At 73.9% G+C, this 25,206-nt stretch carries 24 protein-coding genes; 1 reads left to right on the plus strand and 23 read right to left on the minus strand.

What is annotated here, in order from left to right; translation table 11 throughout:
- From metK to pyrR, 13 genes are all read right to left on the minus strand, one after another.
- Nucleotides 1–787 (minus strand): methionine adenosyltransferase (metK, locus tag ACFSJS_RS17315; protein WP_380901310.1); only part of this gene is annotated, 787 nt, incomplete at its 3' end.
- Nucleotides 788–975: 188 nt separating this feature from the next.
- The gene (gene coaBC / locus ACFSJS_RS17320; RefSeq protein WP_380901312.1) at nucleotides 976–2,196 is read right to left on the minus strand and encodes a bifunctional phosphopantothenoylcysteine decarboxylase/phosphopantothenate--cysteine ligase CoaBC; all 1,221 of its coding nucleotides are present in this window, start codon (nucleotides 2,194–2,196) and stop codon (nucleotides 976–978) included.
- A 165-nt stretch (nucleotides 2,197–2,361) separates the two neighbouring features.
- On the minus strand, nucleotides 2,362–2,634 hold the full coding sequence (rpoZ, locus tag ACFSJS_RS17325) for a DNA-directed RNA polymerase subunit omega (protein WP_380901314.1): 273 nt from the start codon (nucleotides 2,632–2,634) through the stop codon (nucleotides 2,362–2,364).
- A gap of 119 nt (nucleotides 2,635–2,753) precedes the next feature.
- Nucleotides 2,754–3,311, minus strand: coding sequence for a guanylate kinase (gene gmk / locus ACFSJS_RS17330; protein WP_380901316.1), 558 nt, complete (start codon nucleotides 3,309–3,311; stop codon nucleotides 2,754–2,756).
- A 38-nt stretch (nucleotides 3,312–3,349) separates the two neighbouring features.
- The gene (locus ACFSJS_RS17335; RefSeq protein WP_162465720.1) at nucleotides 3,350–3,673 is read right to left on the minus strand and encodes an integration host factor; all 324 of its coding nucleotides are present in this window, start codon (nucleotides 3,671–3,673) and stop codon (nucleotides 3,350–3,352) included.
- 492 nt (nucleotides 3,674–4,165) lie between these two features.
- Nucleotides 4,166–5,020: an orotidine-5'-phosphate decarboxylase gene (gene pyrF / locus ACFSJS_RS17340; RefSeq protein ID WP_380901318.1), complete on the minus strand. Its 855-nt coding sequence runs from the start codon at nucleotides 5,018–5,020 to the stop codon at nucleotides 4,166–4,168.
- The gene (locus ACFSJS_RS17345) at nucleotides 5,017–6,144 is read right to left on the minus strand and encodes a quinone-dependent dihydroorotate dehydrogenase (protein WP_380901320.1); all 1,128 of its coding nucleotides are present in this window, start codon (nucleotides 6,142–6,144) and stop codon (nucleotides 5,017–5,019) included. The genes pyrF and ACFSJS_RS17345 overlap by 4 nt, the downstream gene beginning before the upstream one ends.
- A gap of 167 nt (nucleotides 6,145–6,311) precedes the next feature.
- Nucleotides 6,312–9,623, minus strand: a complete 3,312-nt coding sequence (carB, locus tag ACFSJS_RS17350) for a carbamoyl-phosphate synthase large subunit (protein ID WP_380901322.1) — start codon at nucleotides 9,621–9,623, stop codon at nucleotides 6,312–6,314.
- A complete protein-coding gene (gene carA, locus ACFSJS_RS17355) occupies nucleotides 9,616–10,758 on the minus strand; it encodes a glutamine-hydrolyzing carbamoyl-phosphate synthase small subunit (RefSeq protein WP_380901324.1) in 1,143 nt (380 codons plus the stop codon). Before carA ends, carB begins: the two co-directional genes overlap by 8 nt.
- Complete coding sequence (locus ACFSJS_RS17360) at nucleotides 10,755–11,402, minus strand: PH-like domain-containing protein (RefSeq protein WP_380901326.1); 648 nt, start codon at nucleotides 11,400–11,402, stop codon at nucleotides 10,755–10,757. The genes carA and ACFSJS_RS17360 overlap by 4 nt, the downstream gene beginning before the upstream one ends.
- Nucleotides 11,399–12,706, minus strand: coding sequence for a dihydroorotase (locus ACFSJS_RS17365; RefSeq protein ID WP_380901328.1), 1,308 nt, complete (start codon nucleotides 12,704–12,706; stop codon nucleotides 11,399–11,401). The genes ACFSJS_RS17360 and ACFSJS_RS17365 overlap by 4 nt, the downstream gene beginning before the upstream one ends.
- Nucleotides 12,703–13,722, minus strand: coding sequence for an aspartate carbamoyltransferase catalytic subunit (locus ACFSJS_RS17370; RefSeq protein WP_380901330.1), 1,020 nt, complete (start codon nucleotides 13,720–13,722; stop codon nucleotides 12,703–12,705). The genes ACFSJS_RS17365 and ACFSJS_RS17370 overlap by 4 nt, the downstream gene beginning before the upstream one ends.
- A gap of 182 nt (nucleotides 13,723–13,904) precedes the next feature.
- A complete protein-coding gene (pyrR, locus tag ACFSJS_RS17375) occupies nucleotides 13,905–14,480 on the minus strand; it encodes a bifunctional pyr operon transcriptional regulator/uracil phosphoribosyltransferase PyrR (protein ID WP_380901776.1) in 576 nt (191 codons plus the stop codon).
- Nucleotides 14,481–14,774: 294 nt separating this feature from the next.
- Here pyrR and bldD point away from each other — a divergent pair, with 294 nt between their 5' ends.
- On the plus strand, nucleotides 14,775–15,275 hold the full coding sequence (gene bldD, locus ACFSJS_RS17380) for a transcriptional regulator BldD (RefSeq protein WP_093850776.1): 501 nt from the start codon (nucleotides 14,775–14,777) through the stop codon (nucleotides 15,273–15,275).
- Between the two features lie 255 nt (nucleotides 15,276–15,530).
- Here bldD and nusB read toward each other — a convergent pair whose 3' ends face one another.
- The 10 genes from nusB to mltG all read right to left on the minus strand — a co-directional run bounded on the left by nusB (nucleotide 15,531) and on the right by mltG (nucleotide 25,154).
- On the minus strand, nucleotides 15,531–15,959 hold the full coding sequence (gene nusB, locus ACFSJS_RS17385; protein WP_380901332.1) for a transcription antitermination factor NusB: 429 nt from the start codon (nucleotides 15,957–15,959) through the stop codon (nucleotides 15,531–15,533).
- A 2-nt stretch (nucleotides 15,960–15,961) separates the two neighbouring features.
- The gene (gene efp / locus ACFSJS_RS17390) at nucleotides 15,962–16,528 is read right to left on the minus strand and encodes an elongation factor P (RefSeq protein ID WP_380901334.1); all 567 of its coding nucleotides are present in this window, start codon (nucleotides 16,526–16,528) and stop codon (nucleotides 15,962–15,964) included.
- 58 nt (nucleotides 16,529–16,586) lie between these two features.
- Nucleotides 16,587–17,702, minus strand: a complete 1,116-nt coding sequence (locus ACFSJS_RS17395) for a M24 family metallopeptidase (protein WP_380901336.1) — start codon at nucleotides 17,700–17,702, stop codon at nucleotides 16,587–16,589.
- Between the two features lie 145 nt (nucleotides 17,703–17,847).
- Nucleotides 17,848–18,741, minus strand: coding sequence for an AAA family ATPase (locus ACFSJS_RS17400; protein ID WP_380901338.1), 894 nt, complete (start codon nucleotides 18,739–18,741; stop codon nucleotides 17,848–17,850).
- A gap of 148 nt (nucleotides 18,742–18,889) precedes the next feature.
- Complete coding sequence (aroQ, locus tag ACFSJS_RS17405; protein WP_380901340.1) at nucleotides 18,890–19,342, minus strand: type II 3-dehydroquinate dehydratase; 453 nt, start codon at nucleotides 19,340–19,342, stop codon at nucleotides 18,890–18,892.
- Nucleotides 19,339–20,433: a 3-dehydroquinate synthase gene (gene aroB, locus ACFSJS_RS17410; RefSeq protein WP_380901342.1), complete on the minus strand. Its 1,095-nt coding sequence runs from the start codon at nucleotides 20,431–20,433 to the stop codon at nucleotides 19,339–19,341. Before aroB ends, aroQ begins: the two co-directional genes overlap by 4 nt.
- Nucleotides 20,430–20,954 carry a shikimate kinase gene (locus ACFSJS_RS17415; RefSeq protein WP_380901344.1) on the minus strand — a complete coding sequence of 175 codons (525 nt, stop codon included), beginning with the start codon at nucleotides 20,952–20,954 and terminating at the stop codon, nucleotides 20,430–20,432. The genes aroB and ACFSJS_RS17415 overlap by 4 nt, the downstream gene beginning before the upstream one ends.
- On the minus strand, nucleotides 20,951–22,135 hold the full coding sequence (gene aroC / locus ACFSJS_RS17420) for a chorismate synthase (protein ID WP_380901346.1): 1,185 nt from the start codon (nucleotides 22,133–22,135) through the stop codon (nucleotides 20,951–20,953). Before aroC ends, ACFSJS_RS17415 begins: the two co-directional genes overlap by 4 nt.
- A 134-nt stretch (nucleotides 22,136–22,269) precedes the next feature.
- Nucleotides 22,270–23,178: a shikimate dehydrogenase gene (locus ACFSJS_RS17425; RefSeq protein WP_380901348.1), complete on the minus strand. Its 909-nt coding sequence runs from the start codon at nucleotides 23,176–23,178 to the stop codon at nucleotides 22,270–22,272.
- Nucleotides 23,175–25,154, minus strand: coding sequence for an endolytic transglycosylase MltG (mltG, locus tag ACFSJS_RS17430; protein WP_380901350.1), 1,980 nt, complete (start codon nucleotides 25,152–25,154; stop codon nucleotides 23,175–23,177). Before mltG ends, ACFSJS_RS17425 begins: the two co-directional genes overlap by 4 nt.
- Nucleotides 25,155–25,206: the final 52 nt, after the last annotated feature.

Raw genomic sequence — 25,206 nt, forward strand, 5'->3', positions numbered from 1 at the left:
TCCGGCCGGTCAGGCCCGCATCGCCCATCGGCCCGCCGATCTCGAACCGCCCGGTGGGGTTGACCAGCAGCCGGTAGCCGTCGGTGTCCAGCTTGATCCCGTCGGCCACCAGCTCGCCCAGCACGTGCTCGACGACGAACTCGCGGATGTCGGGAGCCAGCAGCGAGTCCAGGTCGATGTCGCTCGCGTGCTGGGAGGAGACCACCACGGTGTCCAGACGCACGGCCTTGTCGCCGTTGTACTCGATGGTGACCTGCGTCTTGCCGTCCGGGCGCAGGTAGGGGACCGTGCCGTTCTTGCGCACCTCGCTCAGGCGGCGCGAGAGCCGGTGGGCCAGGTGTATCGGCAGCGGCATCAGCTCCGGGGTCTCGTCGCAGGCGTAGCCGAACATCAACCCCTGGTCCCCGGCGCCCTGCCGGTCCAGCTCGTCCTCGTCGCCCTCCACCCGGGTCTCGTAGGCGGTGTCCACGCCCTGGGCGATGTCCGGCGACTGCGCGCCGATGGAGACCGACACCCCGCAGGAGGCACCGTCGAAGCCCTTCTTGGAGGAGTCGTAGCCGATCTCCAGGACCTTGCTGCGCACCAGCGTGGGGATGTCGGCGTACGCGGCGGTGGTGACCTCGCCGGCCACGTGCACCAGACCGGTGGTGATCATCGTCTCCACCGCGACCCGGGAGGCCGGGTCCTGGGCCAGGAGGGCATCGAGGATGGTGTCGCTGATCTGGTCGGCGATCTTGTCGGGGTGACCCTCGGTCACGGACTCCGAAGTGAACAGGCGGCGGGACACATCGCTCCCTGGGTTTGCAGCGGCTGCTGGCTGACTGGTGTACGGATCCGGTGCCCGGGGTGCCCGGGCACGGTCCGCCGCCAGTTTATCCGCAGCCTGTCACGGTTCGGCCAGTACGTCTCGCACTCCGGCACTCCGGCGCCTCGCGGCGGGGCGTGCGCCGGCCCGGGGGCCGCCTCCCGGGGGCGTCATTCCGCGCTCAGCCTGCGGACGACCTCGTCCCACACGATGTCGGCCAGGGCTTCCTTGGGGCCGTGCGGCACGGGCGTCTCGCTGCCGTCCGCCCCCAGGACCACGGCCTCGTTCTCGTCCGAGCCGAAGGTCCTCTCCTCCCCCACCTCGTTGACGACGAGCAGGTCGCACCCCTTGCGGGCGAGTTTGGCCCGGCCGTTGGCCAGGACGTCGTCGGTCTCGGCGGCGAAGCCGACGACCACCTGCCCGGGGCGGGGGCGCTCCGCGGAGAGCTCGGCCAGGACGTCGGGGTTGCGGACCAGCGCGACGGGCTCCGGTTCCCGCCCCTCCCGCTTCTTGATCTTCCTCTGGGCGTAGTCGGCGGGCCGGAAGTCGGCCACCGCGGCGGCCATGACCACCGCGTCCGCGTCCGCCGCGGCCTTCAGCACGGCCTCGCGGAGCTGGACGGCCGTGCCCACCCGCACCACGTCCGCCCCGGCGGGGTCGGCCAGGGCGGTGTTGGCCGCGACCAGGGTCACCCGGGCGCCGCGCGCCACGGCGGTGCGCGCCAGGGCGTACCCCTGGCGGCCGGAGGAGCGGTTGCCCAGGAAACGGACCGGGTCCAGCGGCTCGCGGGTGCCGCCCGCGCTGACCACGACGTGCCGCCCGGCCAGGTCCGGCCGGCCCGCGGCGCCGCGGGCCAGCACCCGGCGGCAGACCTCGAAGATCTCGGCGGGCTCGGGCAGCCGCCCCTTGCCGGTGTCCTTGCCGGTCAGCCGCCCGACGGCGGGCTCGACGACGACCGCGCCGCGGCGGCGGAGCGTGGCCACGTTCTCGACGGTGGCGGGGTGCTCCCACATCTCGGTGTGCATGGCGGGCGCGAAGACCACCGGGCAGCGGGCGGTGAGCAGGGTGTTGGTCAGCAGGTCGTCGGCGAGGCCGTGGGCGGCCCTGGCCAGGGTGTCGGCGGTGGCCGGGGCGACGACGACGAGGTCCGCCTCCTGGCCGATGCGCACGTGCGGGACCTCCTGGACGTCGTCCCACACCCCGGTGGTGACGGGGTTGCCCGACAGCGCCGCCCAGGTGGGCTCGCCGACGAACCGCAGCGCCGACGCGGTCGGCACCACCCGCACGTCGTGGCCGGACTCCGTCAGCCGCCTCAGCAGCTCGCACGCCTTGTAGGCGGCGATCCCACCGCTGACCCCCAGGACCACCCTGGGCTTGTCGGACCTGTCCATCTCTCGCCTCTCCCCGGCTCCGTGTCCGTCCGGGCGCGCCCCTCCCGTCCGCGGGGACGCGCCGGCCGTCCGCTCTCCTCCTCATGACACACCACGGGCCCGGCAGCGGTGCTGCCGGGCCCGTGGTGTGTCACGCCGGTGCGCCCGCGGGCACCGGCGGCCGGCTCACTGCGCCGGGGTGTCGGTGGACTCGGAGGTCAGCAGGCCGGCGTTGATCTCGCGGAGCGCGATCGACAGCGGCTTCTCGTGGACGTGGGTGTCCACCAGGGGGCCGACGTACTCCAGCAGGCCCTCGCCGAGCTGCGAGTAGTAGGCGTTGATCTGGCGCGCGCGCTTGGCGGCGTAGATCACCAGGCTGTACTTCGAGTCGGTGGCCTCGAGCAGCTCATCGATCGGCGGATTGATGATGCCCTCGGGCGTGGTGATGGAAGAGGACACGCTCTACCTTCCGCTGCGGTGGACAATACGGGCGGTGATCCGACGGCGCCCCGGGAGGCCGGGGGCCTGCCGCCGGTGCCCCGGGACCCGGTGGCTGCTGTCCGGCGGTACGGCGACGATCACGAAACCTTCATCAAGGCTAGCAGCTCGCGGCTGACGTCCTCGACGGAGGTGTTGACCAGGGTCACGTCGAACTCCGGTTCGGCCGCCAGCTCGACCCGGGCGGCCTCCAGCCGCCGCTCGATGACCTCGGGGGACTCGGTGCCGCGGCCGGTGAGCCGGCGGACGAGCTCGTCCCAGCTGGGCGGGGCGAGGAAGACGAGCCGGGCCTCGGGCATCGACGCGCGCACCAGGCGCGCGCCCTGGAGGTCGATCTCCAGCAGCACCGGGTCCCCGGCCGCCAGCTTCTCCAGCACGGCCTGCCGCGGCGTCCCGTAGCGGTTGCCGGCGAACTCGGCCCACTCCAGCAGCTCCCCGTTGGCGACCAGCTTGTCGAACTCCTCGTCGTCCACGAAGAAGTACTGGACGCCGTGCTGCTCGCCGGGACGGGGCCTGCGGGTGGTGGCGGACACCGAGAGCCAGATCTCCGGATGGACCTTGCGCAGATGGGCGACGACCGTGCTCTTGCCGACCCCGGAGGGGCCGGAGAGCACGGTCAGCCGCGGACGTTCACTCATACGGCGATTATCCCGGTTCCCGAGAGCGCCCGGGAACGTCAGGCGGAGCCGCCGCCGAACTCGCGCTCGAGGGAGGCGATCTGGTTGGAGCCCAGACCGCGCACCCGGCGGCTCTCGGAGATGCCGAGCCGCTCCATGATCTGGCGGGCCCGGACCTTGCCGACGCCGGGCAGGGACTCCAGGAGGGCGGAGACCTTCATCTTGCCGATGACCTCGTTCTCCTGGCCCTGCTTGATGACCTCGTGGAGCGAAGCGCCGGAGTGCTTCAGTCGGTTCTTGACCTCGGCGCGCTCCCGGCGAGCCGCGGCGGCCTTCTCGAGCGCGGCTGCGCGCTGTTCAGGGGTAAGGGGCGGAAGAGCCACGCCTACGTCACCTCGGATGTAGAACTGGTCGGATACGGATCGGTGAGGAACCTAGTGGCCCCGCACCTGCGGAGCAAAGAGCAACACGTCTCCCGGAGCCTCCGGACCCGGCGCCCCGGGTCCGGCCCGCCGGACTCGGGGCGACCCCGCGCCCGGCGCTTCCACCTGGGAAGACCCCAGAATTCGCGGTGCTCTCGTCGGAGACTAGCGGCCCTGAACGCCAGAGTCAGCGAGAACAGACGAAAAGTCCAGGTCAGACTTCAGCCGACCCGGACTTCACTGGGCAAAACGGACGCACTCGGGAGGGTGTGCGCCGGAAATCCCGCCCCGGACCCCCGTCCCACCCGCAACCGGTCCGCGTCCGGCGGACGCCCCGGTTCCATCCGGTTCCCGGCGGACCGGACCCGGCGGGGAGGCCCGCCGCGGGGGATCCGGCGGCGGGCCCCGCGCAGGCGGTGCGGCGGGGTTGCGGGCCGCCGCCGGCGCCGCGGATCAGGCCAGGACCTGCCGGAGGCGCTCGGCCTCCCGCGCCGCGGACTCGCGCAGCGCCGCCACCGAGGGGCCGTGCCCCAGCACTCCCCTGCTGATGCTCGGCACGACGTTGCGCACGGCGTCGCCGAACACCTCCGGCAGGTCCTCCGCGGTGGCCCCCTGAGCCCCCAGCCCGGGCGCCAGCAGCGGGCCGTTCACCGCCAGGTCCACGCCGGCCCGGCCCAGCGTCGCGCCCACCACGGCGCCCACCGAGCCCAGCGGACCGGCCCCGGCGTTCTCGCGGGCGATGTGGTCCAGGACCGTCTGGGCCACCGGCCTCCCGCCCGCCGCCGTGGCGCGCTGCACCTCGGCGCCCTCGGGGTTGGAGGTCAGTGCCAGCACGAAGACCCCCGCGCCGGCCGCCCGGGCCGCGTCCAGAGCGGGCCGCAGCGAGCCGAAGCCCAGATAGGGGCTGACGGTCACCGCGTCGGAGAACAGCGGACTGCCCGGGTCGAGGTAGGCGGCGGCGTAGGCGGCCATGGTGGAGCCGATGTCGCCGCGCTTGGCGTCGGTGAGCACCAGCGCCCCGGCCGAGCGGGCGTCGGCGATGGCCCGCTCCAGCACGGCGACGCCGCGCGAGCCGAAGCGCTCGAAGAAGGCGGACTGCGGCTTGAGGACGGCCACCTCCCCGGCGAGCGCGTCCACCACCGTGCGCGTGAACCGCTCCAGACCCGCCACGTCGTCCTCCAGGCCCCAGGCCGCGAGCAGCGAGGCGTGCGGGTCGATGCCCACGCACAGCGGGCCGCGGACGTCCATGGCGCGGCGCAGCCGGGCGCCGAACGGCTCGGGGGACGGCTGCGGGGCGGGGGTGCTCATCGGGAGGTCACCTTCCTGGTGTCGGCGCCGACGGCCTCGGCGAGGGTGGCGTACGGGCTCGCGGCCAGCCGCGCGGCCAAGCCCCGGTGGATGCGGCGGCACCACAGCGGCCCCTCGTAGACGAAGGCGCTGTAGCCCTGGACGAGGGTGGCGCCGGCCAGGATGCGCTCCCAGACGTCGTCGGCGGTGCGCACCCCGCCGACCCCGACCAGGGTGACGCGGTCGCCGACGCGCGCGTACAGCCGGCGCAGCACCGCCAGGGAGCGGTCCTTCAGCGGGGCCCCGGAGAGCCCGCCCGCGCCGGCGGCCTCGATCTCCGCGCGGCCGGCGGTCAGCCCCAGCCCGTCGCGGGCGATGGTGGTGTTGGTGGCGATGACGCCGTCCAGGCCCAGTTCGACGGCGAGGTCGGCGACGGCGTCGACGTCCTCGTCCGCCAGATCGGGGGCGATCTTGACCAGCAGGGGGACGCGGCGGGTGGGCACCGCGGCGTCGGCGGCGGCGCGCACGGCCGTCAGCAGGGGGCGCAGGTGCTCGGTGGCCTGGAGGTTCCGCAGCCCGGGGGTGTTGGGCGAGGAGACGTTGACGACGAGGTAGTCCGCGTGCGGGGCCAGGCGCCCGGCGGAGGTCGCGTAGTCGTCGGCGGCTTCGCTCTCGGGCGTGGCCTTCGTCTTGCCGATGTTGACGCCCACGGTGGCCGGGAAGACGGCGCGCCGCCCGCCCAGGCGGGCCGCGACGGCCGCGGAGCCGTCGTTGTTGAAGCCCATCCGGTTGACCAGCGCCCGGTCGGCGACCAGGCGGAACAACCTCGGCCGGGGGTTGCCGGGCTGGGCCTGCGCGGTGACGGTGCCGACCTCGACATGGTCGAAGCCCAGCATGGTCAGCCCGTCGATGCCGACGGCGTTCTTGTCGAAGCCGGCGGCCAGCCCGAAGGGGCCGCGCATCCGCAGGCCGAAGGCCTCGGTGGCCAGGGCGCGCCGCTGGCTCCGGGTCGGGGCGAGGACGGCCGCGGCGAGGGCGCGCAGACCGGGGACGCGGGCGGTCAGCCGGATCAGGGCGAAGGCGAGGTGGTGCGCCCGCTCCGGGTCGAGGCGTTTGAGGAGCAGGGTGAACAGCAGCGGGTACATGCGGGTCTTCCGGGCGGCGGGACGGGCGGGGACGGGCCCCCGGCAGGGGCCCGGGCCGTGCGGCGGCTCGCGGGGCGGGCCGCACGGGGGCGGGGCGGGGGCGCGGGGCCGTGGGGGGGGGTTCGTGAGGAGGGGGACACCGGATCGTCCGGTGTCCCCCTCCCGTGTCACTGCCCGCGGGCCGCGACGAGGCGTTCGGCGTGCTCCTGGAGGGAGCGGACGCCGACCTCCCCGCGCGAGGTGGCCTCGATGCCCTGCACGGCGGCCGCCAGGGCCTGGACCGTGGTCAGGCAGGGCACCGCGCGGGCCACGGCCGCGGTGCGGATGTCGTAGCCGTCCAGGCGGCCGCCGGTGCCGTAGGGGGTGTTGACGATGAGGTCGACCTCCCCGTCGTGGATGAGCTGGACGATGGTCCGCTCGCCGTTCGGCCCCTCGCCCTCGCTCTGCTTGCGCACCACGGTGGCGTCGATGCCGTTGCGGCGCAGCACCTCGGCGGTGCCGGAGGTGGCCAGCAGCTCGAAGCCCATGGAGACCAGCTCGCGGGCCGGGAAGATCAGCGAGCGCTTGTCCCGGTTGGCGACCGAGACGAAGGCCCGGCCCTTGGTGGGCAGCGCGCCGTAGGCGCCGGCCTGGGACTTGGCGTACGCCGTGCCGAAGACCGAGTCGATGCCCATGACCTCGCCGGTGGAGCGCATCTCCGGGCCGAGGACGGTGTCCACGCCGCGGCCGTGGACGTCGCGGAAGCGGGTCCAGGGCAGCACGGCCTCCTTGACCGAGATCGGCGCGTCCAGCGGCAGGGTGCCGCCGTCGCCGGAGGCGGGCAGCATGCCCTCGGCGCGCAGCTCGGCGATGGTGGCGCCCAGCGAGATCCGGGCGGCGGCCTTGGCCAGGGGGACGGCCGTGGCCTTGGAGGTGAAGGGGACGGTGCGGGAGGCGCGCGGGTTGGCCTCCAGCACGTAGAGGATGTCCCCGGCCAGCGCGAACTGGATGTTGATCAGTCCGCGCACCCCCACGCCGCGCGCGATGGCCTCGGTGGAGGCCCGCAGCCGCTTGATGTCGTATCCGCCCAGGGTGATCGGGGGCAGGGCGCAGGCGGAGTCGCCCGAGTGGATGCCCGCCTCCTCGATGTGCTCCATCACACCGCCGAGGTAGAGCTCGCGGCCGTCGTAGAGCGCGTCGACGTCGATCTCGACGGCGTCGTCGAGGAAGCGGTCGATCAGCACGGGGTGCTCGGAGATCAGGCCCGCGTGGCGGGTGAGGTAGTCCCCCAGCGAGGGCTCGTCGTAGACGATCTCCATGCCGCGTCCGCCCAGCACGTAGGAGGGGCGGACCATGACCGGGTAGCCGATCCCGGCGGCGATCTCCTTGGCCTCCTCGAAGGAGAAGGCGGTGCCGTACTTGGGCGCGGGCAGCCCGGCCTCGGCCAGGACGCGGCCGAAGGCGCCGCGGTCCTCGGCCAGGTGGATGGCCTCCGGGGAGGTGCCGACGATGGGCACGCCGTTGTCCTTGAGCGCCTGGGCCAGGCCGAGGGGGGTCTGGCCGCCGAGCTGGACGACGACGCCCGCCACGGGGCCCGCCTGCTGCTCCGCGTGGACGATCTCCAGGACGTCCTCCAGGGTGAGCGGCTCGAAGTAGAGCCGGTCGGAGGTGTCGTAGTCGGTGGAGACGGTCTCGGGGTTGCAGTTGACCATCACCGTCTCGTAGCCCGCGTCGCGCAGCGCGAAGGAGGCGTGGACGCAGGAGTAGTCGAACTCGATGCCCTGGCCGATGCGGTTGGGCCCCGAGCCGAGGATGATCACGGCGGGCTTCGTCCGCGGCGCGACCTCGCTCTCCTCGTCGTAGGAGGAGTAGAAGTACGGGGTCTTCGCGGCGAACTCGGCGGCGCAGGTGTCGACGGTCTTGTAGACGGGACGCACGCCCAGGGCGTGGCGGACCTCGCGCACGACGTCCTCGCGCAGTCCCCGGATCGCGGCGATCTGGGCGTCGGAGAAGCCGTGCCGCTTGGCCTCGGCCAGCAGTTCGGGGTCGAGGCGGGGGGCCTCGGCCAGCTCGTCGGCGATCTCCTTGATCAGGAAGAGCTGGTCGACGAACCAGGGGTCGATCCTCGTGGCCTCGAAGACCTCCTCGGGGCTCGCCCCGGCCCTCATCGCGTCCATGACGGTGTTGATCCGGCCGTCGGTGGGACGGCGGGCGGCGGCCAGCAGCTCGTCCTTCTCCCCGACCGGGGAGGAGAAGTCGAACTGGCTGCCCTTCTTCTCCAGCGAGCGCAGCGCCTTGTTGAACGCCTCGGGGAAGTTGCGGCCGATGGCCATGGCCTCGCCCACCGACTTCATGGTGGTGGTGAGGGTCGCGTCGGCGCCGGGGAACTTCTCGAACGCGAAGCGCGGGATCTTGACCACCACGTAGTCGAGGGTGGGCTCGAAGGAGGCCGGGGTCTGCTCGGTGATGTCGTTGGGGATCTCGTCGAGGGAGTACCCCACGGCCAGCTTGGCGGCGATCTTGGCGATCGGGAAGCCGGTGGCCTTGGACGCCAGCGCCGAGGAGCGCGAGACCCGCGGGTTCATCTCGATGACGATGACCCGGCCGTCCTCCGGGTTGACGGCGAACTGGATGTTGCAGCCGCCGGTGTCCACGCCGACCTCGCGGATGACGGCGATGCCGATGTCGCGCAGCACCTGGTACTCGCGGTCGGTGAGCGTCATCGCCGGGGCGACGGTGATGGAGTCGCCGGTGTGGACGCCCATCGGGTCGAAGTTCTCGATGGAGCAGACCACCACGACGTTGTCGTTGCGGTCGCGCATCAGCTCCAGCTCGTACTCCTTCCAGCCGAGGATGGACTCCTCCAGGAGCACCTCGGTGGTCGGCGAGAGCGCCAGCCCCTGCCCGGCGATGCGGCGCAGCTCCTCCTCGTCGTGGGCGAAGCCGGAGCCGGCGCCGCCCATGGTGAAGGAGGGCCGGACGACCACGGGGTAGCCGCCGAGCTCCTCGACGCCCGCCAGGACCTCCTCCATGGAGTGGCAGATCACCGAGCGGGCGGACTCGCCGTGCCCGATCCTGGCGTTGACGGCCTTCACGACCTCCTTGAACTGGTCGCGGTCCTCGCCCTTGCGGATCGCCTCGACGTTGGCGCCGATCAGCTCGACGCCGTACTCGGCCAGGGTGCCGGCCTCGTGGAGGGAGATCGCGGTGTTCAGCGCGGTCTGGCCGCCGAGGGTGGGCAGCAGCGCGTCGGGGCGCTCCTTGGCGATGATCTTCTCGACGAACTCCGGGGTGATCGGCTCGACGTACGTGGCGTCGGCGATCTCCGGGTCGGTCATGATCGTGGCGGGGTTGGAGTTGACCAGGATCACCCTCAGGCCCTCGGCCTTGAGGACGCGGCACGCCTGGGTGCCGGAGTAGTCGAACTCGGCGGCCTGCCCGATGACGATCGGGCCGGAGCCGATGACCAGGACGGACTGGATATCGGTGCGCTTAGGCACGCTGGCCCTCCATCAGGGAGACGAAGCGGTCGAACAGGTAGGCGGCGTCGTGCGGGCCGGCCGCGGCCTCGGGGTGGTACTGGACGCTGAAGGCGGGGCGGTCCAGCAGGCGCAGGCCCTCGACCACGCCGTCGTTGAGGCAGACGTGGGAGACCTCGGCGCGCCCGTAGGGGGTGTCGCTGGGCGCGTCCACGGGCGCGTCCACCGCGAAGCCGTGGTTGTGCGCGGTGACCTCGACCTTGCCGGTCGTGCGGTCCTGCACGGGCTGGTTGATGCCGCGGTGGCCGTACTTCAGCTTGTAGGTGCCGAACCCGAGCGCGCGGCCGAGGACCTGGTTGCCGAAGCAGATGCCGAACAGCGGCGTGGACCGCTCCAGGACGCCGCGCATGACGGAGACGGGGTGGTCGGCGGTGGCGGGGTCGCCGGGGCCGTTGGAGAAGAACACCCCGTCCGGGTCGACCGCGTAGACGTCCTCGATCGTGGCGGTGGCGGGGAGCACGTGGACCTCGATGCCGCGTTCGGCCATCCGGCGCGGGGTCATGCCCTTGATGCCCAGGTCCACGGCGGCCACGGTGAACCGCTTGGTCCCGACGGCGGGGACGGTGTAGGGCTCGGCGGTGGCGACCTCGGCGGCCAGGTCGGCGCCGGCCATCTGCGGGGCGTTCCTCACCCTGGCCAGCAGGGTCGCCTCGTCGGCGAGCGCGTCGCCGGAGAAGATGCCCACCCGCATCGCCCCGCGCTCGCGCAGGTGGCGGGTGAGCGCCCGGGTGTCGACGCCGCTGATGCCGACGACGCCCTGGGCGGCGAGCTCCTCGTCCAGGGTGCGCACCGAGCGCCAGCTGGAGGGCCTGCGGGCCGGGTCGCGCACGACGTAGCCGGCCACCCAGATCCGCTTCGACTCCGGGTCCTCGTCGTTGACGCCGGTGTTGCCGATGTGCGGGGCGGTCATGACGACCACCTGGCGGTGGTAGGAGGGATCGGTCAGGGTCTCCTGGTAACCGGTCATGCCGGTGGAGAACACGGCTTCGCCCAGGGTCTCGCCCACGGCCCCGTAGGCGCGTCCGCGGAAGGTGCGGCCGTCCTCCAGGACGAGTACGGCGGGCACCCTCGCGGCTGTGCGGGTGGAGGTCGTCATCGTGTGTCTTCCTCGTGGTGCGTGGTGGTGGCAGCGTCGGTGGTGCCGTGGTGTGCGTCGGTGGTGCCGGGAGCCCGGCCGGCGGGCCCGGCGGACATCGCCCGCAGCGCGTCGCGCCAGGCGGCGTGCTCGGCCGCGCGGTCGGAGCGGAAGCCGGAGTCCAGCAGCCTCCCGCCGTGCTCCCAGGTGATCACCAGCAGGCCGTCCTCGGTGAGGACCTTGCCCGCGATGCCCTTGTCGAGCCGGGCGTCGCGCAGCCGCCCGGCGGGGATGAAGAAGTCGTTCGCCCCGGGCCGCACCACGGTCACACCGCGCTCGGTGAGGGTGAGCTCGGCCCGGCTGCGGGCGCCCAGGCCGTGGGCGACGATCCGGTCGAGCCACTGCCCGGCCGTGGTGGTGCCGTGGTAGCGGCCGGTCATGGCCAGCCTCGGCTCGCCCGGGTCGGCGGGCGCCTGCGGGAGTCCGGGCAGGTCGGACTGGAGGACGGCCCGCCACTTCCAGCCCTCGCGCATCAGCCAGTACAGCAGGGCGACGACCAGCAGCAGGCCGACCACCCAGGCGATCCTGGGCGCCCAGTCCGTCACCTGCTGGGACTGGGGTGCGGCGGTGTGCCGGATGGCGAGGGACACCGGTGAGATGTTCATACGAGCTTTCCGTCCATGACTGTCGCCCTGCCCCGCAGGAAGGTGTGCGTGACGCGGCCCGGCAGCTCGCGGCCCTGGTAGGGGGTGTTGCGGCTGCGGGACGCGAACCGTGCGGAATCCACCGTTCCACGGTAGGACGGATCGACCAGGACGAGGTTGGCGGGCTCGCCTGCCGAGATGGGCCGGCCCTGGCCGGCCAGCCGGCCGATGGCGGCGGGCCGGAAGGACATCCGGTCGGCGACGCCCGCCCAGTCCAGCAGCCCGGTCTCCACCATGGTGTGCTGGACGACGGAGAGGGCCGTCTCCAGGCCGAGCATCCCCATGGCGGCCGCGCCCCACTCGCAGTCCTTGTCCTCGTGGGGGTGCGGGGCGTGGTCGGTGGCCACGCAGTCGATGGTGCCGTCGGCCAGCGCCTCGCGCAGGGCCGTCACGTCGGCCTCGGTGCGCAGCGGCGGGTTCACCTTGTAGACCGGATCGTAGGAGCGCACCAGCTCGTCGGTGAGCAGCAGGTGGTGCGGGGTGACCTCGGCGGTGACGTTCCAGCCCTTGGACTTGGCCCAGCGGACGATCTCCACCGAGCCGGCCGTGGACAGGTGGCAGATGTGCAGCCGGGAGCCGACGTGCGCGGCCAGCAATACGTCGCGGGCGATGATCGCCTCCTCGGCGACGGCGGGCCAGCCGCCCAGGCCCAGCTCGGCGGAGACCACTCCCTCGTTCATCTGCGCGCCCTCGGTGAGCCGGGGCTCCTGGGCGTGCTGGGCGATCACGCCGTCGAAGGCTTTGACGTACTCCAGCGCCCGGCGCATGATCACCGCGTCGTCCACGCACTTGCCGTCGTCGGAGAAGACCCGCACGGAGGCGGCCGAGTCGTGCATCGCGCCCAGCTCGGCGAGCTGCTTGCCCTCCAGGCCGACGGTGACGGCGCCGACGGGCTGCACGTCGCAGTAGCCGGACTCCCTCCCCAGCCGCCAGACCTGCTCCACCACGCCGGCGGTGTCGGCCACGGGGAAGGTGTTGGCCATGGCGTGGACGGCGGTGTAGCCGCCGGCCGCGGCGGCGCGGGTGCCGGTCAGGACCGTCTCGGAGTCCTCGCGGCCGGGCTCGCGCAGGTGGGTGTGGAGGTCGACCAGGCCCGGCAGCAGGATCCGCCCGTCGGCCTCGACCACGGTGGCCCCGCCGGCGGCCAGCCCGGTGCCGACCTCGGCGACGGTGCCGCCGTCGATCAGGACGTCGCCCGCTTCGCCGCCGAGGATCCGCGCGCCGCGGATGAGGGTCCGGCCGGTGTTCTCTTCGGTGGTCGTCATGCGTTCTCCTCGGTGCGGGTGGTGCTCTCGGCGGCGGACGCGGAGGGGGGCGCGGGGGTGCTGGCGGCGGGCTCGGCGCCGCCCAGCAGCAGGTAGAGGACCGCCATCCGGATGGTGACGCCGCCCGCGACCTGCTCCACGGCGGTGCAGCGGTCGGAGTCGGCGACCTCGGCGGTGATCTCCATGCCGCGGTTCATCGGCCCGGGGTGCATCACGACGGCGTGCTCGGGCATCCGCGCCATGCGGTCGCCGTTCAGGCCGTAGCGGCGGGCGTACTCGCGCTCGGTGGGGAAGAAGGCGGCGTTCATGCGCTCGCGCTGGACGCGCAGCATCATCACCGCGTCGGACTTGGGCAGCACCGCGTCCAGGTCGTAGGAGACCTCGCACGGCCACGTCTCGGCGCCGAGCGGCACCAGGGTGGGCGGGGCGACGAGGGTCACCTCGGCACCGAGCGTGGTGAGCAGGTGCACGTTGGAGCGGGCGACGCGGCTGTGCAGGATGTCGCCGACGACGGTGACGCGGCGGCCGGACAGGTCCCTGCCCGCTCCCCCGCCGCTGCCCCCCACCAGGCGGCGGCGCAGGGTGAAGGCGTCCAGCAGCGCCTGGGTGGGGTGCTCGTGGGTGCCGTCGCCGGCGTTGACCACCGAGCCGCCGATCCAGCCGGAGGTGGCCAGGCGGTGCGGGGCACCGGAGTCGTGGTGGCGGATGACGACGGCGTCGGCGCCCATCGCCTCCAGGGTCAGCGCGGTGTCCTTGAGGGATTCGCCCTTGGAGACGGACGAGCCCTTGGCGGAGAAGTTGATGACGTCGGCGGAGAGCCGCTTGGCCGCGGCCTCGAACGAGATCCGGGTGCGGGTGGAGTCCTCGAAGAAGAGGTTGACGACGGTGCGGCCGCGCAGGGTCGGCAGCTTCCGGATCGTCCGGTCTGCGACCCGGGCCAGCTCCTCGGCGGTGTCCAGGATCAGGACGGCGTCGTCGCGGGTGAGGTCGGCGGCCGAGATGAGGTGGCGCTTCATCTGTGTGCCTTCCGTGGGTGGTGGGCAGGGCGGGGCGGTCGGGCGGCGGCCGGAGGGCGGGGCCGGGCGCGGGCGGGTGCGGGTGAGTGCGGCCCGGCCGCGGGCACGGCCGGGCCCGCGGCCGTGCGGGCGGGGTTCCGGGACGCCGGGGCCCTCGGGGCCGGGCGGTGGGCGGGCGCGGGCTACCGCCCGCCGGAGGGAGCGGCCTCGTGGACGCCCAGGAGCACGCCGTCGCGGCCGTCCTCCTCGGTGAGCTGGACCTTGACCGTCTCCCGCAGTGAGGTGGGGAGGTTCTTGCCGACGTAGTCGGCGCGGATCGGCAGCTGGCGGTGGCCGCGGTCGACGAGGACCGCGAGCTGTACGGCGCGGGGGCGGCCGATGTCGTTCAGCGCGTCGAGGGCGGCGCGGATGGTGCGGCCGGAGAAGAGGACGTCGTCGACCAGGACGACCAGCCGGCCGTCGATGCCCTCGGCGGGGATCTCGGTGCGGGCCAGGGCGCGGGCGGGGCCCATGCGCAGGTCGTCGCGGTACATGGTGATGTCGAGGGACCCGACCGGCTGCGGTCGCGGGGTGATCCCCTCCAGCTTGGCCGCCAGCCGCCGGGCCAGGTGGACGCCGCGGGTGGGGATGCCGAGGAGCACCACGTCGTCGGCGCCCTTGGCGCGCTCGACGATCTCGTGGGCGATGCGGGTCAGGACCCGCGCGATGTCCGGTGCCTCCAGAACGGGCCGGACCTGGGCAGAGCTGTCTCCGTCCATGCCGTGCATGGGAAACGGACCTCCTTCCCCGCCTCACGGGACGGGTCTTAAAGGACGTCGATCGGTGCGCCGTCAACGGTACCAGGGTCCGCCCGCCCGGCCGTCCGCGGGTCCGGGCCTCCGCACGCCGCGCGCGGACCGCGCCGTGCGGAGGGCGCCGCCCGCGGCGCGCCGGAGGCGGCCGCGCGGGGCTGCGCACCCGGCGCACCCCCGGTATGGACCGCCCGGCTTGACGCCGGACATTACGCTGCGTAACATCACAGTGAGTTACGAAGACGTCCACCGGGGAGCCATATGTCCAGCGAATACGCCAAACAGCTCGGGGCCAAGCTCCGCGCCATCCGCACCCAGCAGGGCCTCTCCCTCCACGGTGTGGAGGAGAAGTCGCAGGGCCGCTGGAAGGCGGTCGTGGTCGGCTCGTACGAGCGCGGCGACCGTGCCGTGACCGTGCAGCGCCTGGCCGAGCTGGCGGACTTCTACGGCGTCCCGGTGCAGGAACTGCTGCCGGGCAGCACGCCGGGCGGAGCCGCCGAGCCGCCGCCGAAGCTCGTCCTGGATCTGGAGCGGCTGGCCCACGTGCCCTCCGAGAAGGCCGGACCGCTGCAGCGGTACGCCGCGACGATCCAGAGCCAGCGCGGCGACTACAACGGCAAGGTGCTGTCGATCCGGCAGGACGACCTGCGCACCCTCGCCGTCATCTACGACCAGTCGCCGTCGGTCCTGACCGAGCAGCTCATCGGCTGGGGTGTGCTGGACGCCGACGCGCGCCGCGCGGTCCAGCACGAGGAGGCCTGAGAGGGGCCGCTCCTCTTCCGCTCCGGGCGGGCGCCCGGGCGGTTGCGGTCGGCCGCGGGCAGGAGCACGGCCGCAGAAACGTACCGCCGCCGTCCGGTGGGCCCGCCGTCGGACGGGACCGGACGGCGGCGGGCCCACCGGTGCCCCCTGCGTCCTGCGGCGCGGGCGGCAGCCTCGGGACCGCGAAGGGAGGGCCCGGACACCAGCGGTGTCCGGGCCCTCCCTTCCGTCGCGTCCGGCTCCTCACCGCCGCGTTCAGGCACGCCTCAGCGTCGGCTTGAGCTCCTTGAGCCGGCCCAGCAGGCCGTTGATGAAGGACGGGGACTCGTCGGTGGAGAACTCCCTGGCGAGCTGCACCGCCTCGTCGATCACCACCGCGTCGGGGACCCCGTCCTCCCAGACCAGCTCGTAGGCGCCGAGCCTGAGCAGGTTGCGGTCCACCGCGGGCATCCGGTCCAGGGTCCAGCCCACGGCATAGGTGGAGATCAGCTCGTCGATCCGGTCCGCGTGCTGCGCGTACCCCTCGACCAGCTGCATCGTGTACTCGCCGACCGGCGGCTGCCGCTCGTCGGTCCGCGCGTGCCGGATCCAGTCCGCCAGCACGGCCGTCACCGCGCTGCCGCGCTGGTCGGCCTCGAACAGGATCTGGAAGGCCCGCTTGCGGGCCTTGCTACGGGCAGCCACGGTTAGCTGTTCACCCGGCCGAGGTACTCACCGGAACGGGTGTCGACCTTGATCTTCTCACCGGTGGTGATGAAGAGCGGAACGCCGATCTCGTAACCCGTCTCCAGCTTGGCGGGCTTGGTGCCGCCGGTGGAGCGGTCGCCCTGGACACCCGGCTCGGTGTACTCCACCACCAGCTCGACGGCGGCCGGGAGCTCGATGTACAGCGGGTTGCCCTCGTAGACGGCGACCGTGCAGTCCTGACCCTCCAGCAGGTAGTTGGCGGCGTCGCCGACGACCTCGGGGCCGATGGGCATCTGGTCGTAGGTCTGGGTGTCCATGAAGACGAAGTCGGAGCCGTCCTTGTACGAGAACTGCATGCCCCGCTTGTCGACGGTGGCCGTCTCGACCTTGGTGCCGGCGTTGAAGGTCTTGTCGACCACCTTGCCGGAGAGCACGTTCTTGAGCTTGGTGCGGACGAAGGCGCCGCCCTTGCCGGGCTTGACGTGCTGGAACTCGACAACGGACCAGAGCTGGCCCCCTTCGAGCTTGAGCACCATGCCGTTCTTGAGGTCGTTCGTGGTGGCCACGGTCGCGGAATCTCCTGAGACTGCTGCTGCTGCGGACGGACCCGGAGCCGCCCCCGTGTCACAGGGCGAGCAGCTCCTTGGTCGTGATGGTGAGTAGCTCCGGTCCGCCGTCCGCCTGCGGGCGGACGACGAGCGTGTCGTCGATCCGGACGCCGCCCCGTCCCGGGAGGTGGACCCCCGGTCCGACGGTGACCGGCACGCAAGCGTCCAGTTTACCCATGGCCGCAGGTGACAACCGAGGGTCCTCACCGATTTCCAGCCCCACCCCGTGCCCGGTGGCCGCTTCCAGGAGCTCCCCGTACCCGGCCGCCTCCAGCGGCTGGCGCGCCGCCCGGTCGACCCCGCGGTACTCCGCGCCCGGCGCCAGCGCCTCCCGTCCGGCGCGCTGCGCGGCGAAGACCAGCTCGTACAGCTCGACCTGCCAGTCGGCGGGGGCCGGTCCGATCACGAAGGTCCGGCCGATCCGGCAGCGGTAGCCGTGGTAGCGCGCGCCCATCCGCACGGTGAGGAAGTCGCCCTCCTCCACCCTGCGGTCGGTGGGCCGGTGGCCGGCCAGCCCGGAGTTGCGGCCGGTGGCGACGGAGGTCGGGAAGGCCGGGCCGTCGGCCCCGTGGTCCATCAGGCGCCGTTCGAGCTCCAGCGCCAGGTGACGCTCGGTGCGGCCGACCAGGATGGACTCCAGCAGCTCGCCCAGGGCGTGGTCGGTGATCTCGGCGGCGGTCCGCAGCGCGGCCAGTTCCTCCTCGTCCTTGACCAGCCGCTGCTGCTCCACCGCGCGGCCCAGGTCGGCCAGCCGCAGCCCGGGGGCGGCCGAGGCCAGGGCCCGGTGCCGGGCGACGGACAGGTCGTGCTCCTCCACCGCCAGCGCCGCCGCCCCCCGGGAGGCGGCCAGCCCCGCGGCGGCGACCGCCGCGTCCACGCCGTCGCCCGGGAGGGTGACGTGGTACAGCCCGTCGGCGGCGCCGGAGGGGTCCGCGTGGTCGCCGGCGGCCGGTCCGGGCGGGCGCAGCAGCGTGTCGCGGCCGTCCGCGCCGAGCAGCAGGACGGCGCCGGGCAGGGAGCACCCGGTCAGGTAGCGGACGTTGGCGGGGCGGGAGACCAGGACGGCCCCGCCGCCCGCCGTCGTCCGGCGGTCGCGCAGTCGGGAACGGCGGGCGGCGTGCACCTCGGACATGCCCCGAGCCTACGCACGGGGGCGCGCGGGGGCGCACCGACACGTCCGGACGGGCGTCGCACGCCCCCTTGGCCGCGCGGGCCGTCCGGAAGGGGCCGCCGGCGCGCGGGCCCCGGTCGTGCGGCGCCCCCGCTGGGGGGTGCGGCTACCAGCTGGGCGGACTGGTGAGGCTGCGGGCCACGGCCTCGTCCAGCAGCCGCGCGGTGGTCGCCACGTCCTGCCGGGAGTTGTCGATGATCGGCAGACCCGAGCCGTACCAGCCGGCCATCCGGCCGTGGATGCGGGCCACCTCCTCGTCGGACAGCCGCCGGTTTCCGGTGCGCTCGGCGTTCCGCTCCAGGACGACCTCCAGGCCGGGCAGCAGCACGACGGGGATCAGGCCGGGGCCGACGTGGCGCTTCCAGCCGCCGAGACCGACCACGGGCCGGTCGGGGAAGACCGCGTCGTCCAGGATGCAGGAGATGCCGTTGGCCAGGAAGTTGCGGGCCGCGAAGCCGCAGGTGCGGCGGGCGAGGCGGTACTGCGCCTCGGAGTGCTCGTTCCAGCCGGACTGCGGGTCGGCGAAGCCCGAGCGGACCCATTCGCGGACGTCGTCGAGGCTGATGTGCGCGGTGGGGACGCGGCGGGTGTCGGCCCAGTAGCGGGCGACGGTGGTCTTGCCCGCGCCGGCCGGTCCGATCAGCAGGACGGCGACGGCGGCGGTGTGGGCGGCCTCCACGGTGACGGGGCCGGCGGTCCGGTCCGGCGCCCCGGAGATCTGCACCGGCGCCCCGGGCGGCAGCCGGAGGTGCCCGGTGGCGTCCGGGGACTGCGGCGGAGGGGCCGGGGTGGGCGCGGAGGCGGGAGGGGGCGAGACCGGGGGCGGCGCGGGCGCGGGGGGCGGGGGCGGCGCCTGGCCCGGTCCGCTCCATCCCGGGCGGTGGGCGGGCTGCGGAGGCGCCGGGGGGTGGGGTCGAGGAGGGTACGGCGGATGTCCCTGGGTGTGGCCCTGGGGGGAGCCCGAGGGCGGGACGGGCCGCTGCGTCCCGTACTGCTGCATCCGGTCCCAACTCCGTTTCCGTACGGGTGTCCTGCGCCGTTCCGGTGGGTCCGGGCGGTGTCACCTCGCCTGTCGGTACCGAACCGTACCCTCCCCGGCCTGTCCGGTGTGAACGGCCGGGGAGCCCGGTTGGTGCCCGGACGGGCGCTCAGCCCGCCGATCCCTCCGCGAGGGCGCGCAGGGCCAGTTCGTAGGAGCCGATGCCGAAGCCGGCGACCGTGCCCGAGGCCACGGCCGCCACGACCGAGGTGTGCCGGAACTCCTCGCGGGCGTACGGATTGGAGATGTGCACCTCGACCAGCGGTGCGGTGCGCTGGGCGGCGGCGTCGCGCATCCCGTAGGAGTAGTGGGTGAAGGCCCCCGGGTTGAGGACGACCGGGACCGATCCGTCGGCCGCCTCGTGCAGCCAGCGGATCATCTCGCCCTCGTCGTTGGTCTCGCGGACCTCCACCTCCAGGCCCAGCTCCTTCCCCAGCTCCGTGCAGCGCTCGACGAGCCCCGCGTAGGAGGTGGAGCCGTACACGTCGGGTTCGCGCGAGCCCAGCCGGCCGAGGTTGGGGCCGTTGAGGACGAGCACCTTCCGCGGTGCGGCGGCGCTCACGCGGCGATCTCCGCGTGCGCGGCGAGCAGCATCGCCGGGTCCGGTCCCTCCAGGACGGTGGGCCTGGCCAGGCCGTCCAGGACGATGAAGCGCAGCCGGTCGCCGCGGGTCTTCTTGTCGACCTTCATCGTCTCCAGCAGCTTGGGCCACTGGTCGCCGCGGTAGGTGACGGGCAGCCCGACCGCCTGCAGGACCGCGCGGTGGCGGTCGGCGGTGGCGTCGTCCAGGCGGCCGGCGATGCGGCCGAGTTCGGCGGCGAAGACCATGCCGACCGCCACGGCCGCGCCGTGCCGCCAGTTGTAGCGCTCGTTCTTCTCGATGGCGTGGGCGAGGGTGTGGCCGTAGTTGAGGATCTCCCGCAGGCCCGACTCCTTCAGGTCCGCGGAGACCACGTCCGCCTTGACCCGGATGGACCGCTCGATCAGCTCGGCGGTGTGCGGCCCGTCGGGGCGGCGCGCGGCCTGCGGGTCGGCCTCGATCAGCTCCAGGATGGCCGGGTCGGCGATGAAGCCCGCCTTGATGACCTCGGCCAGCCCGCTGACGTAGTCGTGCACCGGCAGGGACTCCAGCGCCGCCAGGTCGCACAGCACCCCGGCCGGCGGGTGGAAGGCGCCGACCAGGTTCTTGCCCTCGGCGGTGTTGATGCCGGTCTTGCCGCCGACCGCGGCGTCCACCATGCCCAGCACGGTGGTGGGCACCGCGATCCAGCGCACCCCGCGCAGCCAGGTGGCGGCGACGAAGCCCGCCAGGTCGGTGGTCGCCCCCCCGCCGACGCCGACGACGACGTCGGTGCGGGTGAAGCCGGACTGCCCCAGCGCCTTCCAGCAGTAGGCGGCGACCTCGGCGGTCTTGGCCTCCTCGGCGTTGGGCACCTGGATGGCGACGGCCTCGTAGCCCTGCTCGGCGAGGTCCTCCCGGAGCACCTCGCCGGTCTCGGCCAGCGCCTCGGGGTGGATCACGGCGACACGGCGGGCGTCGGCGCCGATCAGCCCCGGCAGCTCGCCCAGGAGCTGCCGTCCGACGAGGACGTCGTAGGGTGCGGTGCCCGCGCTGCCGCCGACGGTGATGCGGGTGGGGGATGCGGTGCTCATGCGTCCTTCAGGTCGAGTGCGTCCAGGACCGCCTGCGCGGTCTCCTCCGGGTCGCGGCCGCCGGTGTCGACGACCGCGCGGGCCACCTCCTCGTACAGCGGGCGGCGGCGCTCCATCAGCGTGCGCCACTGCTGCCGGGGGTTGACGGCCAGCAGGGGGCGCGGGGCGTCCAGTCCGACGCGCCGGACCGCGTCCGCGAGCGGCACGTCCAGGAAGACCACGGGCAGCCCGGCGAGCAGCTCGCGGGTGCCCGGGTCCATGACGGCGCCGCCGCCGAGCGAGACCACCCCGTCGTGCCCGGTGAGGGCCGCGCGCACGGCCTGCCGCTCCAGCTCCCGGAAGCGCGGCTCGCCGTCCTCCACGAAGATCTCCGGGATCGGCCTGCCCTCGGCGGCCTCGATGTCCGCGTCGGTGTCGCGCAGGGACACCCCCAGCCGCCGGGCGACGAGGGAGCCCACGGTGGACTTGCCCGCACCGGGCGGACCCACCAGGACCACGGCCGGGCCCGGCCCGGCGCTCACCGGATCTCCAGGCCGTCGAGGTAGCCGGTGACGTTGCGGCGGGTCTCGGCGACGTTGTCGCCGCCGAACTTCTCCGCGACCGCGTCGGCCAGGACGAGCGCGACCATCGCCTCGGCGACGATGCCCGCGGCCGGGACCGCGCACACGTCCGAGCGCTGGTGGTGGGCCCGGGTGGGCTCGCCGGTGGTGACGTCCACGGTGGCCAGCGCCCGCGGCACGGTGGCGATGGGCTTCATCGCGGCCCGCACCCGCAGCAGCTCGCCGGTCGACAGCCCGCCCTCGGTGCCGCCCGACCGCCCCGAGGAGCGGCGGATGCCCTCCCCGGTGGGGACGATCTCGTCGTGGGCCTTCGAGCCGGGCACCCGGGCCAGCTCGAAGCCGTCGCCGACCTCCACGCCCTTGATGGCCTGGATCCCCATCAGCGCCGCGGCCAGCCGGGCGTCGAGCCGGCGGTCCCAGTGCACGTGGGAGCCCAGGCCGACCGGCACGCCGTGGGCGACGACCTCGACCACGCCGCCGAGGGTGTCGCCGTCCTTGTGGGCCCGGTCGATCACCTCGACCATCGCCCTGCTCGCCTCGGCGTCCAGGCAGCGGACCGGATCGGCGTCCAGCCGCTCCACGTCCTCCGGCACCGGCAGCAGCCCGGCCGGGGCCTTGGCGCCGCCCAGCTCCACGACGTGGCTGACGATCTCGATGCCGGCCGTCTCCCTCAGGTAGGAGCGCGCCACCGCGCCCAGCGCCACGCGGGCCGCGGTCTCCCGCGCCGAGGCCCGCTCCAGGATCGGGCGCGCGTCGCCCACGCCGTACTTCTGCATGCCGGCCAGGTCGGCGTGGCCGGGGCGGGGGCGGGTCAGGGGCGCGTTGCGGGCCAGCTCGGCGAGTTCGGCCTCGTCGACCGGGTCGGCCGCCATGACCTTCTCCCACTTGGGCCACTCGGTGTTGCCGATCATGATGGCGACCGGCGAGCCGAGGGTCAGACCGTGCCGGACGCCGCCGAGGAAGGTGACCTCGTCGCGCTCGAACTTCATGCGGGCGCCGCGCCCGTAGCCCAGCCGCCGCCGCGCCAGCGCGTCCGCCACCATGCCGGTGGTGATCGGCACGCCGTAGGGCAGTCCCTCCAGCGTCGCCACCAGTGCGGGGCCGTGCGACTCCCCCGCGGTCAGCCAACGCAACCTGCTCACCTGTGCTCCTCAGTCCGGGCCCTTACGTCCTGGGTCCCGATCCTTTCACGGCCGGCCCTTTGGGACCGGCCCGAGTCCAGCAGGCGGGACGCCCGTCCCGGAGTCCGGAAGCCCGGCGGCGGCCCCGGCCGGCGTCAGCCCGCCCGGCCGGCGCCCGCGCGGCCCGCGAGCGCCGCCTCGCCCGCGGCGCGCATCGCCGCCAGCGGCGCCGGGGAGCGCCCGGTCATCAGCTCGACCTGGAGGACGGCCTGGTGGACCAGCAGGTCCAGGCCGCCGACGACCCTCCCGCCGCGGCCGGCCCAGGCCGCGGCCAGCGGGGTCGGCCAGGGCTCGTAGAGCACGTCGAAGAGGATGCCGGGCCGCCCGGGGACGTCCCCGGCCAGGTCGTCGGTGGCGCCCGCCGGGGTGGTCGCGACCACCAGGGGGGCGGTCAGCGCCTCCCTGGCCCGCGACCAGTCGGCCGTCGTCACCGGCACCCCCAGCCGTTCGCCCCAGCCGCGCATCTCCTCGGCCCGCTCCCGGCTGCGGACGTATGCGGTGACCTCTCCGGTGCAGACCCGGGCCAGGGCGGCCAGCGCCGACGAGGCCGTGGCCCCGGCCCCGAGCACGGCGGCGCCCGGGACGCCCCCGGCGCCGCGCTCGCGCAGGGCGGCGACCATGCCCGGGATGTCGGTGTTCTCGCCCAGGAGGCGGCCGCCGCCGGCGAAGACCACGGTGTTGACCGCCTCGACGGAGGCGGCGGTGTCGCCGATCCCGTCCAGCAGCGGGATGACGGCCCGCTTCAGCGGCATGGTCAGCGACAGCCCGGCCCAGTCGCCGTCGGCGGCGGCCTTCTCCAGGAACGGCCCGATGCCGTCCTCGGCCACCTCGAACCGGCCGTACGTCCAGCCCTCCAGGCCCAGCTCCGCGTAGGCGGCCCGGTGCAGGACCGGGGACAGGGAGTGGGCGATGGGCGAGCCGAGGACCGCCGCCCGCCGCCCGGCCCCGCCGCCTCCTCCCGGACCCGCCGGGACCGCGTCCGCCTCCGTACCCGTACCGCTCACTGCTGGGCCTTCTCGTACTGCTGCACGTTCTTCTGGTGCTCCTGGTAGGTGTCGGAGAACACCGTGTTGTCCTCCGTGATCGACACGAAGTAGTACCAGTCGCCCTCGGCCGGCTCCACCGCCGCGTGCAGCGCCTCGGCTCCGGGGCTGTTGATCGGCCCGGGCGGCAGGCCCTTCTTGGCGTAGGTGTTGTACGGGTGGTCGAACTTCGCCATGGTGCTGGGCGAGGGCACGTCCAGCGTGTACTGGTTCTTGGCGTAGTTGTAGGTCGAGTCGAACTGCAGGTAGCCGTTGGTCTCGGTGTTGTCGGACTTCAGCCGGTTGTAGACGACGCGGGAGACCTTCACGAAGTCGTGCTTGTACTTGCCCTCCGCCTGCACCAGGCTGGCGACGGTGAGCACGTCCAGCGGCGAGTCCAGGCCGAGCTGCTCGACGTGGTCCTGCAGACCGGCCTTCTCGAACTCCCGCTCGGCCCGCTCCACCATCTGCTTGAGCAGGTCCTCGGGGGCGGTCTTCGCGCCGACCGTGTACTTGGCGGGGAAGAGGAAGCCCTCGGGGTTGCCGCCGGCCCACTCGGGCAGGCCGAGGTCCGCCTCCTCGGCGGCCTTGGCGGTGGTGCCCTCCGCCAGGCCGAGCTTCTCGTCGATCAGCGTGTAGATCTCCGAGGCCCGCTTGCCCTCCGCGATGATCAGGGCGTTCTGGCTGGAGGGGTCGAGCATCATCCCGATGGCCGCCTCGGCGGACATCTCCTTGCGGAGCATGTAGACGCCGGCCTGGATGGACTTGGCCTTGGGGTTGGCGTTGGAGGCCTCGATGAAGGCGTCCTGGCTCTTGACCACGCCCGCCTCCCTCAGGATGGCTCCCATCTGCGCCAGGCTGCTGCCCTCGGGGATCTCGACCTGGACCTCGCCCGTGCCGTCACCGGAGAAGTCCGGCGCCGCGGCGAAGTGGCTCTGGTAGAAGTCGTAGGCGAAGTACCCGCCGATTCCCACTCCGCCCACCAGCACGGCGGCGACGGTGAGGCAGGCCAGGCCGTTCCGGCCCTTCCCCTTGCGTCCGCGGCCGGGGCGCCCGCCGTCCTCGTCGCCGCCGTCGCCGTCATCGCCGCCGTCGCCGCCGTCGTCCGCGAAGAAGGCGTGTTCGCCCTGGTCGGGGCCCGGGTCCCAGCCGGTCTCCTCGTCGGGCCCGGGCTCCGGGTCGCCGCGGCGGCGGCCCTGCTCCGGCCGCTGCGGGGCCTCCCGGCCGTACGGGTCGTGCTGCCCCGGCCCCTCCTGGCCGTGCTGCTGCTCCGGCGGCCCGTGCTGCTGGTGGGGCTCCGGGGAACCGGGGTGGCCGGCGTGCTGCCCGCCGCCGTAGGGGTCGCCGTAGGGGTCCGCGGACTGCTGCCCGTGCCCGTACGGATCGGCCTGCTGCCCGTGGCCCCCGTACGGCTCACCGCCGTACTGCTGCTGGTACTGCTGGTGCTGCCCGCCGCCGTAGGAGTCGCCGTACGGATCCGCGGACTGCTGCCCGTGCCCGTACGGATCGGCCTGCTGCCCGTGGCCCCCGTACGGCTCACCACCGTACTGCTGCTGGTACTGCTGGTGCTGCTGGTGCTGCCCGCCCCCATAGGGGTCCGCGGACTGCTGCCCGTGCCCGTACGGATCGGCCTGCTGCCCGTGGCCCCCGTACGGCTCACCGCCGTACTGCTGCTGGTGCTGCTGGTGCTGCTGGTGCTGCCCGCCGCCGTAGGAGTCGCCGTACGGATCCGCGGGCTGCCCGCCCCGGTTCTCCCAGTCCTGCCCGCCGTGGGGGGCGTGGTGCTGCTGCTGGGAGTGGGGGGGCTGTTGGTGCTGCCGGTACTGCCCCTGCCCGTCGTGGGTGTCCCAGTCCTCCTGCTGAGCCCCGTGCTGGGCTCCGTTCCACCCCTGGTCCCCGTAGAGGGGGTCTTCAGGGTGCCACGGTTCGGAGCCGGTGCCCCGGCCATACTCAGTCATCGGTCCCCTAGAGCCGCAGGGCGGCAGACGGTTGCGGTACGCACGGGCGCCT

It is taken from the genome of Streptomyces desertarenae (assembly GCF_042681365.1).
Classification (GTDB): domain Bacteria; phylum Actinomycetota; class Actinomycetes; order Streptomycetales; family Streptomycetaceae; genus Streptomyces; species Streptomyces desertarenae.

Bases quoted from the DNA above. Each gene is read 5' to 3' on its own strand.
- coaBC (WP_380901312.1), bottom strand. From the start codon at position 2,196: ATGGACAGGTCCGACAAGCCCAGGGTGGTCCTGGGGGTCAGCGGTGGG.
- gmk (WP_380901316.1), bottom strand. From the start codon at position 3,311: ATGAGTGAACGTCCGCGGCTGACCGTGCTCTCCGGCCCCTCCGGGGTC.
- pyrF (WP_380901318.1), bottom strand. From the start codon at position 5,020: ATGAGCACCCCCGCCCCGCAGCCGTCCCCCGAGCCGTTCGGCGCCCGG.
- ACFSJS_RS17345 (WP_380901320.1), bottom strand. From the start codon at position 6,144: ATGTACCCGCTGCTGTTCACCCTGCTCCTCAAACGCCTCGACCCGGAG.
- carA (WP_380901324.1), bottom strand. From the start codon at position 10,758: ATGACGACCTCCACCCGCACAGCCGCGAGGGTGCCCGCCGTACTCGTC.
- ACFSJS_RS17360 (WP_380901326.1), bottom strand. From the start codon at position 11,402: ATGAACATCTCACCGGTGTCCCTCGCCATCCGGCACACCGCCGCACCC.
- ACFSJS_RS17365 (WP_380901328.1), bottom strand. From the start codon at position 12,706: ATGACGACCACCGAAGAGAACACCGGCCGGACCCTCATCCGCGGCGCG.
- ACFSJS_RS17370 (WP_380901330.1), bottom strand. From the start codon at position 13,722: ATGAAGCGCCACCTCATCTCGGCCGCCGACCTCACCCGCGACGACGCC.
- pyrR (WP_380901776.1), bottom strand. From the start codon at position 14,480: ATGGACGGAGACAGCTCTGCCCAGGTCCGGCCCGTTCTGGAGGCACCG.
- bldD (WP_093850776.1), top strand. From the start codon at position 14,775: ATGTCCAGCGAATACGCCAAACAGCTCGGGGCCAAGCTCCGCGCCATC.
- ACFSJS_RS17395 (WP_380901336.1), bottom strand. From the start codon at position 17,702: ATGTCCGAGGTGCACGCCGCCCGCCGTTCCCGACTGCGCGACCGCCGG.
- ACFSJS_RS17400 (WP_380901338.1), bottom strand. From the start codon at position 18,741: ATGCAGCAGTACGGGACGCAGCGGCCCGTCCCGCCCTCGGGCTCCCCC.
- aroB (WP_380901342.1), bottom strand. From the start codon at position 20,433: ATGAGCACCGCATCCCCCACCCGCATCACCGTCGGCGGCAGCGCGGGC.
- mltG (WP_380901350.1), bottom strand. From the start codon at position 25,154: ATGACTGAGTATGGCCGGGGCACCGGCTCCGAACCGTGGCACCCTGAA.